The sequence below is a fragment of the Pseudomonas sp. GW823-FHT03E05 genome (assembly GCF_058796855.1).
This window is the reverse complement of record NZ_JBXAJB010000003.1, coordinates 271,592-285,760: the sequence shown is the minus strand read 5'-3', so window position 1 is coordinate 285,760 and position 14,169 is coordinate 271,592. Positions and strand designations below refer to the sequence as shown.

At 64.6% G+C, this 14,169-nt stretch carries 14 protein-coding genes; 4 read left to right on the top strand and 10 right to left on the bottom strand.

Annotated elements, in window-relative coordinates; genetic code table 11:
* Positions 1 to 222: 222 nt before the first annotated feature.
* Positions 223 to 1,035, top strand: a complete 813-nt coding sequence (locus tag AC1RCO_RS14295) for an HDOD domain-containing protein (RefSeq protein WP_162865006.1) — start codon at positions 223 to 225, stop codon at positions 1,033 to 1,035.
* A gap of 33 nt (positions 1,036 to 1,068) precedes the next feature.
* A complete protein-coding gene (gene mutM / locus AC1RCO_RS14290) occupies positions 1,069 to 1,881 on the top strand; it encodes a bifunctional DNA-formamidopyrimidine glycosylase/DNA-(apurinic or apyrimidinic site) lyase (RefSeq protein WP_011064043.1) in 813 nt (270 codons plus the stop codon).
* A gap of 63 nt (positions 1,882 to 1,944) precedes the next feature.
* Here mutM and AC1RCO_RS14285 read toward each other — a convergent pair whose 3' ends face one another.
* The 5 genes from AC1RCO_RS14285 to AC1RCO_RS14265 all read right to left on the bottom strand — a co-directional run bounded on the left by AC1RCO_RS14285 (position 1,945) and on the right by AC1RCO_RS14265 (position 6,743).
* The gene (locus AC1RCO_RS14285; RefSeq protein ID WP_011064042.1) at positions 1,945 to 2,196 is read right to left on the bottom strand and encodes a YfhL family 4Fe-4S dicluster ferredoxin; all 252 of its coding nucleotides are present in this window, start codon (positions 2,194 to 2,196) and stop codon (positions 1,945 to 1,947) included.
* A gap of 134 nt (positions 2,197 to 2,330) precedes the next feature.
* Positions 2,331 to 2,810 (bottom strand): pantetheine-phosphate adenylyltransferase, encoded by a 480-nt coding sequence (coaD, locus tag AC1RCO_RS14280; protein WP_003176711.1) that lies wholly within the window; start codon positions 2,808 to 2,810, stop codon positions 2,331 to 2,333.
* A 115-nt stretch (positions 2,811 to 2,925) separates the two neighbouring features.
* On the bottom strand, positions 2,926 to 4,521 hold the full coding sequence (locus AC1RCO_RS14275; RefSeq protein ID WP_492617813.1) for a GMC family oxidoreductase: 1,596 nt from the start codon (positions 4,519 to 4,521) through the stop codon (positions 2,926 to 2,928).
* Positions 4,522 to 4,694: 173 nt separating this feature from the next.
* Positions 4,695 to 5,240, bottom strand: coding sequence for a hypothetical protein (locus AC1RCO_RS14270; RefSeq protein WP_011064040.1), 546 nt, complete (start codon positions 5,238 to 5,240; stop codon positions 4,695 to 4,697).
* Between the two features lie 27 nt (positions 5,241 to 5,267).
* On the bottom strand, positions 5,268 to 6,743 hold the full coding sequence (locus AC1RCO_RS14265) for a coniferyl aldehyde dehydrogenase (protein ID WP_258028609.1): 1,476 nt from the start codon (positions 6,741 to 6,743) through the stop codon (positions 5,268 to 5,270).
* Positions 6,744 to 6,842: 99 nt separating this feature from the next.
* Between AC1RCO_RS14265 and AC1RCO_RS14260 the strand changes: the two genes are divergently transcribed.
* Positions 6,843 to 7,514: a TetR/AcrR family transcriptional regulator gene (locus AC1RCO_RS14260; protein ID WP_011064038.1), complete on the top strand. Its 672-nt coding sequence runs from the start codon at positions 6,843 to 6,845 to the stop codon at positions 7,512 to 7,514.
* A 33-nt stretch (positions 7,515 to 7,547) separates the two neighbouring features.
* Positions 7,548 to 8,402: a sulfurtransferase gene (locus tag AC1RCO_RS14255; RefSeq protein ID WP_053160329.1), complete on the top strand. Its 855-nt coding sequence runs from the start codon at positions 7,548 to 7,550 to the stop codon at positions 8,400 to 8,402.
* A gap of 101 nt (positions 8,403 to 8,503) precedes the next feature.
* On the opposite strand, the gene AC1RCO_RS14250 is transcribed toward AC1RCO_RS14255, so the two are convergent.
* From AC1RCO_RS14250 to AC1RCO_RS14230, 5 genes are all read right to left on the bottom strand, one after another.
* Positions 8,504 to 9,334, bottom strand: coding sequence for an AraC family transcriptional regulator (locus AC1RCO_RS14250; protein ID WP_077934911.1), 831 nt, complete (start codon positions 9,332 to 9,334; stop codon positions 8,504 to 8,506).
* A complete protein-coding gene (locus AC1RCO_RS14245; protein ID WP_123472652.1) occupies positions 9,327 to 10,328 on the bottom strand; it encodes a hydrolase in 1,002 nt (333 codons plus the stop codon). The genes AC1RCO_RS14250 and AC1RCO_RS14245 overlap by 8 nt, the downstream gene beginning before the upstream one ends.
* Before the next feature lie 131 nt (positions 10,329 to 10,459).
* A complete protein-coding gene (rsmD, locus tag AC1RCO_RS14240; protein WP_492617812.1) occupies positions 10,460 to 11,080 on the bottom strand; it encodes a 16S rRNA (guanine(966)-N(2))-methyltransferase RsmD in 621 nt (206 codons plus the stop codon).
* Complete coding sequence (locus AC1RCO_RS14235; RefSeq protein WP_011064033.1) at positions 11,080 to 12,570, bottom strand: M16 family metallopeptidase; 1,491 nt, start codon at positions 12,568 to 12,570, stop codon at positions 11,080 to 11,082. The genes rsmD and AC1RCO_RS14235 overlap by 1 nt, the downstream gene beginning before the upstream one ends.
* The gene (locus AC1RCO_RS14230; protein ID WP_011064032.1) at positions 12,563 to 13,918 is read right to left on the bottom strand and encodes a M16 family metallopeptidase; all 1,356 of its coding nucleotides are present in this window, start codon (positions 13,916 to 13,918) and stop codon (positions 12,563 to 12,565) included. Before AC1RCO_RS14230 ends, AC1RCO_RS14235 begins: the two co-directional genes overlap by 8 nt.
* Between the last annotated feature and the right edge of the window lie 251 nt (positions 13,919 to 14,169).

The window sequence follows — 14,169 nt, the reverse complement described above, 5'->3', positions numbered from 1 at the left end:
CGCTCCGGAAAAAAGGGCGCGATTATACCCCGTCGCGGGGCGCAAGCGATGGCCAATGGACCTGCGGCGGGAGCCCTTTGCTGCAACCATTGGGTAAAGTTCCTGTCCGGTCGCCCAACATTCCCGTGTTAGAGGTTAGAATCCCCGGCTCACCCAGAGCGTGTACTTATGTCCCAAGAGCTATCAGCCGAACAGATTCAACAGGCCCTGCAAGGCATCAGCGTGCCGCCCCAACCGCAAATCATGGTGGATTTGCAGATGGAGCAGTACATGCCCGATCCCGATCTGGAGGTGATCGCCAAGCTGATCTCCCAGGACCCGGGCCTGTCCGGCGCGTTGCTGAAGATCGTCAATTCACCGTATTACGGGCTGAGCAACAAGATTGCTTCGATCCAGCGGGCGGTGAATCTCCTGGGCAGCCGTTCGATCATCAACCTGATCAATGCGCAGTCGATCAAGGGCGAGATGAGCGATGAAACCATCGTCACCCTCAACCGCTTCTGGGACACCGCCCAGGACGTGGCCATGACCTGCCTGACCCTGGCCAAGCGCACCGGCTCCCAGGCCGTGGACGAGGCCTATGCCCTGGGCCTGTTCCATGACTGCGGCGTGCCGCTGATGCTCAAGCGCTTCCCCGACTACATGACTGTGCTGGAAGAGGCCTACGGCAGCGCCGGCCCGGAGCAGCGGGTGGTGGACACGGAAAACCGTGCCTTCAATACCAACCACGCGGTGGTCGGCTACTACACGGCCAAATCCTGGCGCCTGCCGGAGCACGTGACCAACGCCATTGCCAACCACCACAACGCCCTGGCGATCTTCAGCGACGAATCCTCGCGCAACAGCCAACTGAAGAACCTGCTGGCGATCCTCAAGATGGCCGAGCACATCTGCGCGTCCTACCGGGTGCTGGGCAACCAGGTGGAAGACCACGAGTGGAACAGCATCGGCCACCTGATTCTCGATTACGTCGGCCTGTCGGACTACGACTTCGAGAACCTCAAGGAAACCGTGCGCGAGCTGGGCGCACACTGATCGTTCATTTCGCGATGAGTACCAGGGGCGCATATGCCTGAATTACCGGAAGTCGAAACCACCCGGCGCGGAATCGCGCCGCATCTGGAAGGCCAGAAGGTCAGCCGGGTCATCGTCCGTGACCGGCGCTTGCGCTGGCCGATCCCCGAAGATTTGGACGTGCGCCTGTCCGGGCAGCGCATTGTGCTGGTGGAGCGGCGGGCCAAATACCTTTTGATCAATGCCGAAGTCGGCACCCTGATCAGCCACCTGGGAATGTCCGGCAACCTGCGTCTGGTGGAGGTCGGGCTGCCGGCGGCCAAGCACGAACATGTGGATATCGAGCTGGAGTCCGGCCTGGCCCTGCGCTACACCGATCCGCGGCGCTTTGGCGCCATGCTCTGGAGCCACGACCCGCTGAATCACGAATTGCTGGTGCGCCTGGGGCCCGAGCCGCTGACCGACCTGTTCGACGGCGAGCGCCTGTATCAGCTGTCCCGCGGACGTTCCATGGCGGTCAAGCCGTTCATCATGGACAACGCGGTGGTGGTGGGGGTGGGCAATATCTATGCGACCGAGGCGCTGTTCGCCGCGGGCATCGACCCGCGCCGCGAAGCCAAGGGGATTTCCCGGGCGCGCTACCTGAAGCTGGCGATCGAGATCAAACGCATCCTGGCGGCCGCCATCGAGCGCGGCGGCACCACCTTGCGCGACTTTATCGGTGGCGATGGCCAGCCGGGCTACTTCCAGCAGGAACTGTTCGTCTACGGGCGTGGCGGGGAGAACTGCAAGGTCTGCGGCACCGGGCTGCGGGAAATCAAGCTGGGCCAGCGGGCCAGTGTCTATTGCCCGCGTTGCCAGAGCTGAGAAGCTTCGCCGGCAAGCCGGCTCCTACAGGTGTTTGTGGGAGCCGAAAGGGCGCCATATCACTCAAGCCTTGCCGGTGATCTTCCGGTACTTGGCCATCAACTCTTCTTCGGTTTCCGGGCGGGCTTCGTCCAGCGGAATGCAATCCACCGGGCACACCTGCTGGCACTGCGGCTCGTCGTAGTGGCCGACGCACTGGGTGCACAGGTTCGGATCGATGACGTAGATCTCTTCGCCTTGGGAAATCGCCGCGTTAGGGCACTCGGGTTCGCAGACGTCGCAGTTGATGCAATCGTCGGTGATGATCAGGGACATGGGGTACTCCGGCCTGGGCGGCAGGCCCGGGCATGTAAAAACGAATGCGCGCAATTGTGCCGTATTGACGCCCACAGTGCACGCGGGCGCGATGGCTGACGTCAGGCGAGGGCCCCGGTGCGGGGCCGCGCGGCTTATTTCTTGAAGCGCAGGGTCAGCGCGTCGGCGACCGCCGGGTGCACGAACTTGGTGATATCACCGCCCAGGGCAGCGATTTCACGGACCAGGGTCGAGGAAATGAACGAGTAGCGCTCCGACGGAGTGAGAAACAGGCTTTCCACGTCCGGGGCCAACTGGCGGTTCATGTTGGCCAGCTGGAATTCGTATTCGAAGTCCGAAACCGCCCGCAGGCCGCGCAGGAAGACATTGGCGTTCTGCTCCTTGGCAAAATGCGCCAGCAGGGTGGAGAAGCCGACGACTTCAACGTTGGGCAGATGCTTGGTCACCTCGCGCGCCAGTTCCACGCGCTGCTCCAGGGGGAACAGCGGGTTTTTCTTGGGGCTGGCGGCAACGGCGATGATCACATGGTCGAACAGGCGCGAGGCGCGTTCGACCAGATCGCCATGGCCCTTGGTAATAGGGTCGAAGGTACCTGGGTACAACACTCGGTTCATCGCGTCGTCCTGGCGGGAATCCGTTGGGGAGTCGGATGGTATCGCAGCCTTCCCGGTCGGCCAAGTCGCCTTTTAGGGAAGAAAGCACTATAGACGACGAGAATATCCCGCTTTTTCACACTGATTTCAGGCGCTCCGCCAAGGCGCTGGCCAATTGCGCTGTGAGCCCATAGACCGACAGCTGCGGGTTGGCGCCGATGCTGGTGGGAAACAGCGAGCCGTCGTGGACCGACAGGTTGTGCAGTTGATGGTGGCGCCCGAGGCTGTCGGTGACCGCGGTTTTCGGATCTTCGCCCATGGCGCAACCGCCCATCACGTGGGCACTGCCCAGGCGGGTGCGGTACAGGGCCAGGTCCAGGCCGTCGATCTGCGCCCGCACTTCGTCGAGGCTCTTGGCGAAGCGTGCATCGCTGTGCAGCGGCTTGACCGCCTTGGCGCCGCCGGCGAACTGGATCTCCGCCATGCTGTGGAAGGCCCGGCGCAGTCCGTCCCAGGCGTAGGGTGAAACCTGATAGTCGAGGACCGGGGTGCCGTCACCCCGCAGTTCGACGTTGCCGCCGGTGCTGTCGGGGTGAAAGCCGTCCCGCAGCAGGGCAAGCATGGCGTGGGTGTGGGGCAGTTGCTCCATGGACAGCCCGCCCTGCGGCCCGAACCCGCCCAGCAGGGTGCTGGCCAGGGCCGGCTGCAGGGGCGGCACTTCAAGTTTGTAGGACATCTTGCCGGTGGTGCCGTCCTGCCACTGGAAGTGGTCGGAATAGATCGACTGCGGCGCGCCGTAGAACGGGTTGATCACCTCGTCGAACTGCCCGGCGGAGAAGTTGACCAGGTGCAGGAAGGTGCGTTTGCCCAGGCGCGAATGCGGGTCCGGCGCATCGGAACGCAACAGCAGGGCCGGGCTGTTGATGCCGCCACCGGCCAGCACGTAATGCTTGGCCTTGACCGTGATGGTGCGCCCGGTGGGGGCCACGCAGCGGGCGTCCATGGCCTGGCATTGCAGGCTGGTGACCTTGTCGTCCTTGATCTGCAGGCGCTCCGCCCGGGCCAGGTACAGCAGCTCGCCACCTTTCTCCAGGGTCGCCGGAATGGTGGTCACCAGCATCGACTGCTTGGCGTTGGTCGGGCAGCCCAGGCCGCAGTAGCCCAGGTTCCAGCAGCCGCGCACGTTGCGCGGAATTACGTGCCAGCTGTAGCCCAGGGCTTCGCAGCCCTTGCGGATCACGTCGTTGTTGGCGTTGGGCGGCATGACCCAGGGCGCGACGCCCAGGCGCTGTTCCATTTTCTCGAACCAGGGCGCCATTTCGGCCGAGCTGTGGCCCACCACCCCGTGCTCACGGGCCCAGTGCTCCAGGGTCGGGTCAGGCGTGCGGAAGCTCGACGTCCAGTTGATCAAGGTAGTGCCGCCCACGGCGCGGCCCTGGAGGATGGTGATGGCGCCATCCTTGCTCATGCGCCCGATGCCTTCCTGATAGAGGCTGGTGTAGGCCTGGTCTTCGAGCATCTTGAAGTCGTCGCTGGTCTTGAGCGGGCCTTCTTCGATCAGCAGCACCTTGTAGCCGGCGGCGCTGAGGATCTCGGCAGTGGTGCCGCCCCCGGCGCCGCTGCCGATGATGGCGACATCGGCTTCCAGGGTCAGGTCCTGCTCCAACTGCGAGCCGTTGTAGGTTTTCCAGCCACGATTCAGGCCTTCGCGGAACAGATCAGGTACAGGCATATCGGGTGCTCTCTTATTATTGATGGCTCGGCGCGCATCCACTGTAGCCGCTGCTGAGCCTGCGAAGCTGCGAAAAGGCCCCAGGGCCTTGTTTGACGATCTGCAGCCGAACCCCCAGTGCCCCGCGAGCGTCCCGCTCGTTCGCAACCTGTGGCAGCGGCTACAAAGGCCGGTCAGACCTTCGGTGGCCCGGGATAACCGCAATGGGCCCAGGACTCGGGCCGGGTGTACCAAGCCATCATCACCAGTTGCAGCAACGAGGCATGGCCCATGCGCAGCAAGGCCAGGAAGCTGTTTTCCCAGCGGCTGAGGAAATTGCGGATGTCATCCGCGCTGGCGTTTTCCCAACTGCCCCAGATCCCCGTCAGCGGGCCGCGGGTGACCGCCATGCCCAGTACATCGAACAGCTGCTGGGTGAGCTTGAACATCTCGGTCGACAGGTGATTGAGGGCGTTGTCCAGATTGGCCAGGGTGCCTTCGATGGCGGCGGGCATCTTGTCCGCCGGTACGGCGCCTTCGAGCATCACCGGGATCAGCGCCCGCAGGAACGGCAGGTCATTGCTGCGCAGCATGGTGAAACCGCTGGCGGGCGTGCTGGCGGAGCAACCGCTGAGGCTGGCGCCGAGCCCGGCAGTGGCCAGGAAAGCGCTGGCGCAGAGGCCGATTTTCAGCAGGCCGCGCCGTGACAGCGCGGGTGTTTCAGACAGGCTAGGGGTCATTGTTGTTATTACCCGGCGTTGTACTGGTTAACGAATGAACAGCTTCTGGATGAGCTTCTGGATCGATTTGCCATACGGCGGGTAGATCAGGCGGGCGGCGTTGAACCGCTGCTTGATGAACACCCCCTTGGCCTTGCTGAAGGTCAGGAAGCCTTCATGCCCGTGGTAGTGGCCCATGCCGGAAGGGCCGATGCCGCCGAACGGCAGGTCGTCCTGGGCCACATGCAGCAGGGTGTCGTTGAGGCACACGCCGCCGGAGTGGGTTTCGTTGAGCACCCGTTGCTGCTCGGCCTTGTCGTAGCCGAAGTAGTACAGCGCCAGCGGGCGCGGACGCTGGGTGATATAGGCGAAGGCCTGGTCCAGGGTCCGGTAGGGCACGATGGGCAGGATCGGGCCGAAGATCTCGTCCTGCATCACGGTCATGTCATCGCTGACATTGAGCAGCAGGCTGTGGCCCAGGCGTCGTTCCTGGCTCTGCTCGAACAGTGGCACCAGCTGCGCGCCCTTGCTGGTGGCGTCGCTCAGGTAACCGTTGAGCCGCGCCAGCTGGCGCTGGTTGATGATGGCGGTGTAGTCGGGGTTGTCCGCCAGGGTCGGGAAGAAACCGCGCACCACCTGTCGATAGGCTTCGACAAAGGCGCCGACGCGCTCTTCCGGTACCAGTACATAGTCAGGGGCGACGCAGGTCTGCCCGGCGTTGAGGGTCTTGCCGAAGGCGATGCGTTCGGCAGCGTCCTTGAGGGGCACGGTGCTGGAGACGATGGCCGGGGATTTGCCGCCCAGTTCCAGGGTCACCGGGGTCAGGTTTTCCGCGGCGGCGCGCATCACGTGCTTGCCGATGCTGGTGGCGCCGGTGAACAGCAGGTGGTCGAAGCGCAGCTTGGAAAACGCCATGCCCACCTCGGCCTCGCCCAGCACCACGCACACCAGGTCCTCGGGGAAGACCCGGGCCAGCAGTTGCTTGAGCAGTTGTCCGGTGGCGGGGGTGGACTCACTGAGCTTGAGCATCACTCGGTTGCCGGCGGCCAGCGCCCCCACCAGCGGGCCCATGCACAGGTACAGCGGGTAGTTCCACGGCACTATGATCCCGACCACCCCCAGGGGCTGGTAGACCACCTTGGCCGAGGCCGGCTGGAAGGCCAGGCCCACGGCGCGGCGGGACGGCTTCATCCATTTCTTCAGGTGTTTGCTGGCGTAGTGGATGCCGTGCAGGCTGGGCATCAGCTCGGCCAGCAGGGTTTCGTCGGCGCTGCGGTTGCTAAAGTCCTGGCTGATGGCATCGATCAGGGCCTGGCGCTCGTTGTTAAGCAGCTCCTGCAGTGCCTTCAGCCATTGCTGGCGCTGCGCTGCGGGGGGCATCGGGTTGGCGGCAAAGGCCCGGCGCTGGGCTTCGAACAGCTCAAGCAGCTCGTCCTGTTGCTGAAGGGAATCCTGCAGGTAAGCGATTTCGGCAGACATGGACGGGCTCCGTCTTTGTAAGGTGGCTAGTTTTTTAGAGCTTATGCTCTAAAATGTCAATTGCCCTCCTGCGCCGGTGGCGATTTATCCCCGGGGGGATAGAACGTAAGATGCACGCCAGCCTTCTGATTAAAGCCCACGCCCATGGCCCCACGCATAAAAACCCGCGAACGCATCGTCCAGTTCAGCCTCGAACTCTTCAACCAGCAGGGCGAGCGTAACGTCAGCACCAACCATATTGCGGCGCACATGGAGATTTCCCCGGGCAACCTGTACTACCACTTCCCTAACAAGCAGGCGATCATCGCCGTGCTGTTTGCCGAGTACGAAAGCCTGGTGGACAGTTTCCTTCGACCGCCCCCCGGGCGCGCGGTCACCGTGCAAGACAAGCGCTACTACCTGCAGGCTCTGCTGGCGGCCATGTGGCGCTATCGCTTCCTGCACCGCGACCTGGAGCACCTGCTGGACAGCGACCCCGAGCTGGCTGCGCGCTACCGGCGCTTTTCCCAGCGCTGCCTGATCCAGGGCATGGCCATCTACGGGCGTTTCGTCGACGCCGGGATCGTCGCCATGGACAAGGTGCAGATCGAATCCCTGACCCTCAATGCCTGGATCATCCTCACCTCCTGGGTGCGTTTTCTGTGCACGACCCGGGAAAACTCCACGCACCTGAGCGAAGAAGCCATCAAGCGCGGGGTGTACCAGGTGCTGGTGCTGGAGGCCGGTTTCGTCACCGACCAGGCCCGGGAAGCGGTCAACGGCCTGTTCGAAGAGTTTTATGTGCCCTTGGCCCAAGCCCTGGAAGAAGTGCAGTAGGATCAACCTCCAACTTATTCACAGGAGCCCGCCATGCCCCTCGCGCAGTTGATCAGCCCGCTTGCCCTGGACCAGAAGAAACAGCAGCCCGGCCTGGTGATTCTGGATTGTCGCTTTGCTCTGGAAGACCCGGATTACGGCCAGCGCAGTTACGCCGACGGGCATATCGCCGGGGCGCATTTCGCGGACCTGAACCGGGATCTGAGCGCGCCGGTGATCAAGGGCGTGACCGGTCGGCATCCGTTGCCGGAGCCCGCGCAGTTGGTGGCGCGCCTGCAGGCCTGGGGCATCGATAACGACAGCGAGATCGTGCTCTATGACGATGGTCCCGGTGCCTACGCCGCTCGTGCCTGGTGGTTGCTGGCCTGGCTGGGCAAGCGTGATGGCGTTTTCATTCTCGATGGTGGCCTGAAAGCCTGGCACGCCGCTGGCCTGCCGCTGAGCCTGGATGCCCCGGAAAACGCGCCGGGGCAGTTCGTCGGGCACCCTGATCACAGCCTGCTGCTGGATGCCGAGCACCTGGGCAAGCGCCTGGGCCAGGCGGACCTGACCCTGCTGGATGCCCGTGGCTTGCCGCGCTTTCGTGGCGAAGTGGAACCCATCGACCCGGTGGCCGGGCATATTCCCGGGGCGCAATGCGCGGCGTTCACCGACAACCTGGGGGAGGATGGGCGCTTTCTACCGGCCGATCAGCTCAAGCAGCGTTTCGCGCAGAAACTGGCCGGGCGTGACCCGCAGCAACTGGTGGCCTATTGCGGTTCTGGCGTCACCGCCTGCCACAACCTGTTCGCCCTGAGCCTGGCCGGCTACCCCCTGGGGCGGCTGTATGCCGGTTCGTGGAGCGAGTGGATCACCGATGCGCAGCGGCCTGTCGCCACCGGTGACTGACGGCCTTTACCCGTGGCCCCTTCGTTGGCAAGCCAGCTCCTACGGCCCGCAGGCCCCCGCGAACCTGTAGGAGCGAGCTTGCTCGCGAAAGCCGCACCGCCCTACTGCAGAACGGCACTGCGATAAGCCGCCGGCGCTACCCCATACACCTGCTTGAACTGCCGACTGAGGTGACTCTGGTCGGCAAACCCCAGTTGTGTCGCCACTTCCAGGGGCAGGCAGCCATCACGCAGCAAGGCCCGGGCCTTGGCGATGCGCTGTTGCATCAACCAGGTGTGGGGCGGAATCCCTGTAGCCCGGCGAAACACCCGGGCGAAATGGAACGGTGACAGGTTCACCGCTGCTGCCAGTTCCTCCAGTGAAGGCGGCGCCGCCAACTGCGAGCGCAGCAACTCCTTGGCCTGGACGATGGCCCGGTGTTCCTGCCCGGGTTCACCTGGTGCCCGCACTCCGGCGTGCCGTTGCAACAGCAACAGCAGCATTTCTCGCCATTGGGTCTGTTGTTGCAGGGCCGTGGCCGGGCTTTCCAGCAGGTGGTGCAGGCGGGCAAAACCCTGTACCAGGTCCGGATCGCGGTACAAGGTGGCGCCGAAGGCCGGCAGGCTGCCGCTGGGCAGTTCCAGTTCATCCAGCAGGCCGAATATCTGCTGGTTCTCCGGGTAGAAGGCGCGGTACAGCCAGCCGTCTTCCACGCCCTTGGCCCCGGTGTGCAGCTCGTCCGGGTTGATCAGCACCAGGGTGCCGCTGCCCGCCAAATGCTCGGCTCCGCGATAGCGGTAGCGCTGGGCACCGGCCATGATCATGCCGATCACATAGCCCTCATGCACATGGGGCACGAAACGCTGCTCGATGTAACGCGCGGCCAGCAACTCGACCCCGGCCAGGGGCGCACTCTGCCAGAAGCGGATCGATTCCCGGGCTGGCTTATTCATGGCGATCCAGGCCAGCCAACCACTGCGGGATCCGCCGCTCCAGGTAATAGCCGGGGTGTTTCAGGCTGCCGTCGACAAAACCCACATGGCCACCCTTGGCCTGCAGCTCGAACTGGGTGCTGGCGGATAGCTCGCTGGCTTCGGGCAGGCTGTGACGGAATACAAAGGGGTCGTCCGCGGCCTGGATGATCAGGGTCGGGGTGCGGATTTGCCCCAGGAAATAGCGGCTGGAGGCGCGGCGGTAATAGTCCTGGGCATCGGCAAAGCCGTGCAGCGGCGCGGTGACCCGGCCGTCGAAGTCCCAGAAGGTGCGCATCTTGGTCAGCGGCCCCAGTTGCGCCAGGGTGGCCAGGCCTTCGTGGCGGCCGTCGTGCTGGAACTGGCGCTGCTTGTCCTTGATGTAGGCCAGCATCTCGCGCATGAAGTGCGCCTGGTAGACCTTGGAAAAGCCCTGGCCTATGCGATCGGCGCACTGGTCCAGGCGAAACGGCACCGACACCGCCGTGGCGCCTTGCAACGGGCTGTCGCTGCCGCTTTCCCCTAGGTATTTGAGCAGCACATTGCCCCCCAGGGAGTAGCCCACCGCATAGAGCGGCGCCTGGGGGCGCTTGGCTCGCAGGTGAGCGATGGCTGCAGCCAGGTCTTCGCTGGCCCCGGAGTGGTAGCTGCGGGGCAGCAGGTTGGGCTCGCCGGAACAGCCGCGCCAGTTCAGCGCCGCGCTGGCCCAGCCCCGGGTTGCCAGGGCCTGCTGCAGGCCGGCCACGTAAGGCGAGTTGGAGGAACCGGTCAAACCATGCAGCACCAGCACCAGGGGCGCGTCGGCGCTATGGGGGCCGTGCCAGTCCAGGTCGAGAAAGTCGCCGTCGTCCAGCCACAAGCGTTCGCGCTGGCGCTCAAGATGAGTGGTCGGGCGCCACAGAGGGCCCCACAGGGTCTGCAGGTGCGGGTTGCCAAGGCCGAAGGCGGGGGTGAAGCGATCAGGCGAGTCGGGCACGGGGAGGGTCTCGATGCAGCGGCGCGCAGCCCGGGCGGGCTGCGTACCTTGTTCCGGTCGGCTTGAGAGCCTGTCTACGATCTGCTGCGCGGCTCGGGCCTGAGCGTTGCTCGCGAGGTCGTGATCAGGTTCTAGGCGACGTTGTCTGCCATACGTTGCCACAACGAGTAATACACCTGCCCGGATTTTTGTTCACGGTGCAGGCGCCAGCTTCCGGGTAGCCCCAGGGTCGATGGCGCGGTTTCGCTTTCGGCGTAGATCCAGGCGTCGTCCGCCAGCCAGCCGCGCTCTTCCAGCAGGGCGCAGGCGGCGGGCAGCAGGTTCTGATTGAACGGCGGGTCGAGGAAGGCCAGGTCGAACGGCGTGGCCGGCTGGGTTTCCAGGTAGCGCAGGGCGTCGGCGGTCTGGGCCTGGCCGACGGTGCAGCGCAGGGTCCCCAGGTGCTCGCGCAGGCTGGAAATGGCCACGCTGCTGCTGTCCAGGGCCAGGCCCGTGGCGGCGCCACGGGACAGGGCTTCGAGAAACACCGCGCCGCTGCCGGCGAACAGGTCGATGACCTTGGCCCCGGCCACATAGGGCGCCAACCAGTTGAACAGGGTTTCACGCACTCGGTCCGGGGTCGGCCGTAGCCCCGGCAGGTCGGGGAAGCTCAGCTTGCGGCTGCGCCATTCGCCGCCAATGATGCGCAACTGGCCCACGCCATTGTGCTGGTTGTGGACGGGTTTCTTGCTGGGACGGGCTGGACGGGCCATTAATGCTCCGGAACCCCGAGCGGCTGCTCGGCGGGTTTGTCAGTGGGGGGCGGCAACGGCTTTTGCGCGACGGTGGGGCCGGCGCTGACGATGACCATCTTGTCGACATTCAGGTGCTTGTTCATGGCGGCCTTGACCTGCTCCACCGTCAGCTCCTGGGATTGACGCATGAAGTCTTCCAGGTAGCTCAACGGCAGGTTGTAGAAACCCATGGCGCCCAGCTGGCCGACGATATCGGCGTTGCTGGCGGTGGACAGCGGGAAGCTGCCAGCCAGTTCACGCTTGGCGTCGTCCAGTTCTTTCTGGGTCGGGCCGTTCTTCAGGTACTCGGCGAACACGTCCTGCACCAGCTTCAGGGTGCCTTCGCTCATTTCCGCGCGGGTCTGCAGGTTGATCATGAACGGGCCGCGGGCCTGCATCGGGGTGAAACCCGAGTAGACGCCGTAGGTCAGGCCGCGCTTCTCGCGCACTTCGCTCATCAGCCGGGTGCCGAAACCGCCACCGCCGAGAATCTGGTTGCCCAGGGAGACAGCGGCGTAGTCCGGGTCGTCACGGTCGATGCCCAGTTGCGCCAGCATCAGGCTGGTCTGGCTCGACGGGAACTCGATATGGCCGATGCTGGCCTTGGGTTCGGCAGGTTGCTCGATCTTCGCCAGCGCCGGGCCTTTTGGCAGGGCGGCGGAGACCTGTGCGGCAATCGCCTCGGCATCGCTGCGGGACAGGTCGCCGACCAGGGCGATCACCACGTTGCCGGCAGCGTAGGCCTTGGCGTGGAAAGCCTTGAGCTGGGCCAGGGTGATCGGCGGGATGCTCTTGGCATCGCCGTCGCTGGCATGGGCGTAAGGGTGGGTGCCATACAGGCGCTTCATCAGCTCCAGGCTGGCCAGCTTGCCGGGGTTCTGCTTCTGGTATTCGAAGCCAGCGAGCATCTGGTTCTTGATCCGCGCCAGGGAGTCGGCGGGGAAGGTCGGCTTGCCCACCACTTCGGCGAACAGCTTCAGCGCCGGTTCGCGCTTATCCACAGCGCTCAGGCTGCGCAGCGAGGCCACGGCCATGTCCTTGTAGGCGCCGTTGCCGAAATCCGCACCCAGGCCTTCGAAGCCCTGGGCGATGGCACCTACATCCTTGCCGGCCACGCCTTCGTTGAGCATGGCGTTGGTCAGCAGGGCCACGCCCGGCGCGTTGCCGTCCTGGCTGCTGCCGGCGGCGAAGATCAGGCGCAGGTCGAACATCGGCAGCTCGCGGGCTTCGACGAACAGCACCTTGGCGCCTTCGGCGGTGCTCCAGGTCTGCACATTGAGGTTGCGGTGGCTGGGGGCCTTGCCATCCAGCTCGGCCAGGGATTGGAGCTTCTGGCTGGTCTTGGCGTTGTCCAGGGCCTGGCTGGCATTGGATTCGCCGGAACGCGACAGGTACAGGCCGCCGGCGGTGAGCAGGGCCACCAGGGCCAGGCCCAGCAGGACCGGCGAGGCATTCTTGCGCTTACTCATGAGCGGACTCCTCAGGCAGTACATGGGCCACGCTCATACGTTCCCGGGTGAAATAGGTGCGGGCGGCTTTCTGGATGTCTTCCGGGGTCACGCTTTGCAGTTCCGCAAGCTCGGTGTCCATCAGCTTCCACGACAGGCCGACGGTTTCCAGCTGGCCGATGGCGGTGGCCTGGCTGGTGATGGAGTCACGTTCGTAGACCAGCCCGGCGATCACCTGGGCTCGCACCCGCTCCAGTTCCTCGGCGGATGGCGGGGTGGTCTTCAACTGGTCCAGCAGGCGCCACAGCCCGGCTTCGGCCTGGGCGATGGTTTTCTTCTTCTGGCTGTTGGGGGTGGCCGAAAGCATGAACAGGCTGTCGCCCCGGGTGTAGGCGTCGTAGCTGGTGGAGCCGCCGGACAGCAGCTCTTCGCCGCGCTCCAGCTGGGTCGGGATGCGGGCGCTGTAGCCGCCGTCCAGCAGGGCCGCAGCCAGGCGCAGGGCGTTCACCGCGCGTTTGTCTTCGGCGGTGGCGATGCTCGGCACGTTGAAGGCCAGCATCAGGCTCGGCAGTTGGGTCTTGACGTGCAAGGTGATCAGGCGCTCGCCGGGCTCGGCCAGCTCCATGGGGATCTTCGCCGGTGGCACGTCACGCTTGGGGATCGCGCCGAAGTAGCGTTGGGCCAGGGTTTTCACCTCGTCCGGGGTGACGTCGCCGACTACCACCAGGGTGGCATTGTTCGGCACGTACCAGGCCTGGTACCAGTGGCGCAGTTCCTCGACCTTCATCCGGTTCAGGTCGGCCATCCAGCCGATGGTCGGCGTGTGGTAGCCGCTGGCCGGGTAGGCCATGGCCTTGAAGCGCTCGTAGGCCTTGGACATCGGCTTGTCGTCGGTGCGCAGGCGGCGCTCTTCCTTGATGACCTCGATTTCGCGGCTGAACTCGTCGGCCGGCAGGCGCAGGCTGGCCATGCGGTCGGCTTCCAGCTCCAGGGCCACGCCCAGGCGGTCGCGGGCCAGGACCTGGTAATAGGCCGTGAAGTCGTCGCTGGTGAAGGCGTTCTCTTCGGCGCCCAGGTCCCGCAGGATCAGGGAGGCCTCGCCGGGGCCGACTTTCTCGCTGCCCTTGAACATCATGTGTTCCAGGGCGTGGGACAAACCGGTCTGGCCCGGGGTTTCGTAGCTGGAGCCGACCTTGTACCAGACCTGGGACACCACCACCGGCGCGCGATGATCTTCGCGGACCACGACCTTGAGGCCGTTGTCTAGGGTGAATTCATGGGTGGGTTGAGGGTCGGCAGCCAGGGCTGCAAGGGGCAGACAAACTGTGCTGAGCAGCAGGCCTGCGGCGCGGCGGGCTAGAGCATTCATTCGTTTTTAAACCTGTTGGGCTGCCCGCTTGGTCTTAGCCTGTGCGGGCGAGGAGGTGCTAGGATACTGATCCGTTTTACTGGCGGCCACGCCTATCAGGTCTTCGCGGATCAGCATGTACTTGAGCAGGTTGTATGAGTTACCGGCAAGAAGCCCTGATTTACCAGCTAGACTTCGACTTTTCGCCGATTTTGCCGTTCCAGTCCTTTAGTAAAATCGCTCCTTGAAGTGCTTTTGGGCATTTCGACAAC

Coding starts and splice junctions, on each gene's coding strand:
- mutM (WP_011064043.1), top strand. CDS start 1,069: ATGCCTGAATTACCGGAAGTCGAAACCACCCGGCGCGGAATCGCGCCG.
- AC1RCO_RS14285 (WP_011064042.1), bottom strand. CDS start 2,196: ATGTCCCTGATCATCACCGACGATTGCATCAACTGCGACGTCTGCGAA.
- coaD (WP_003176711.1), bottom strand. CDS start 2,810: ATGAACCGAGTGTTGTACCCAGGTACCTTCGACCCTATTACCAAGGGC.
- AC1RCO_RS14275 (WP_492617813.1), bottom strand. CDS start 4,521: ATGCCTGTACCTGATCTGTTCCGCGAAGGCCTGAATCGTGGCTGGAAA.
- AC1RCO_RS14270 (WP_011064040.1), bottom strand. CDS start 5,240: ATGACCCCTAGCCTGTCTGAAACACCCGCGCTGTCACGGCGCGGCCTG.
- AC1RCO_RS14260 (WP_011064038.1), top strand. CDS start 6,843: ATGGCCCCACGCATAAAAACCCGCGAACGCATCGTCCAGTTCAGCCTC.
- AC1RCO_RS14255 (WP_053160329.1), top strand. CDS start 7,548: ATGCCCCTCGCGCAGTTGATCAGCCCGCTTGCCCTGGACCAGAAGAAA.
- AC1RCO_RS14250 (WP_077934911.1), bottom strand. CDS start 9,334: ATGAATAAGCCAGCCCGGGAATCGATCCGCTTCTGGCAGAGTGCGCCC.
- rsmD (WP_492617812.1), bottom strand. CDS start 11,080: ATGGCCCGTCCAGCCCGTCCCAGCAAGAAACCCGTCCACAACCAGCAC.
- AC1RCO_RS14235 (WP_011064033.1), bottom strand. CDS start 12,570: ATGAGTAAGCGCAAGAATGCCTCGCCGGTCCTGCTGGGCCTGGCCCTG.
- AC1RCO_RS14230 (WP_011064032.1), bottom strand. CDS start 13,918: ATGAATGCTCTAGCCCGCCGCGCCGCAGGCCTGCTGCTCAGCACAGTT.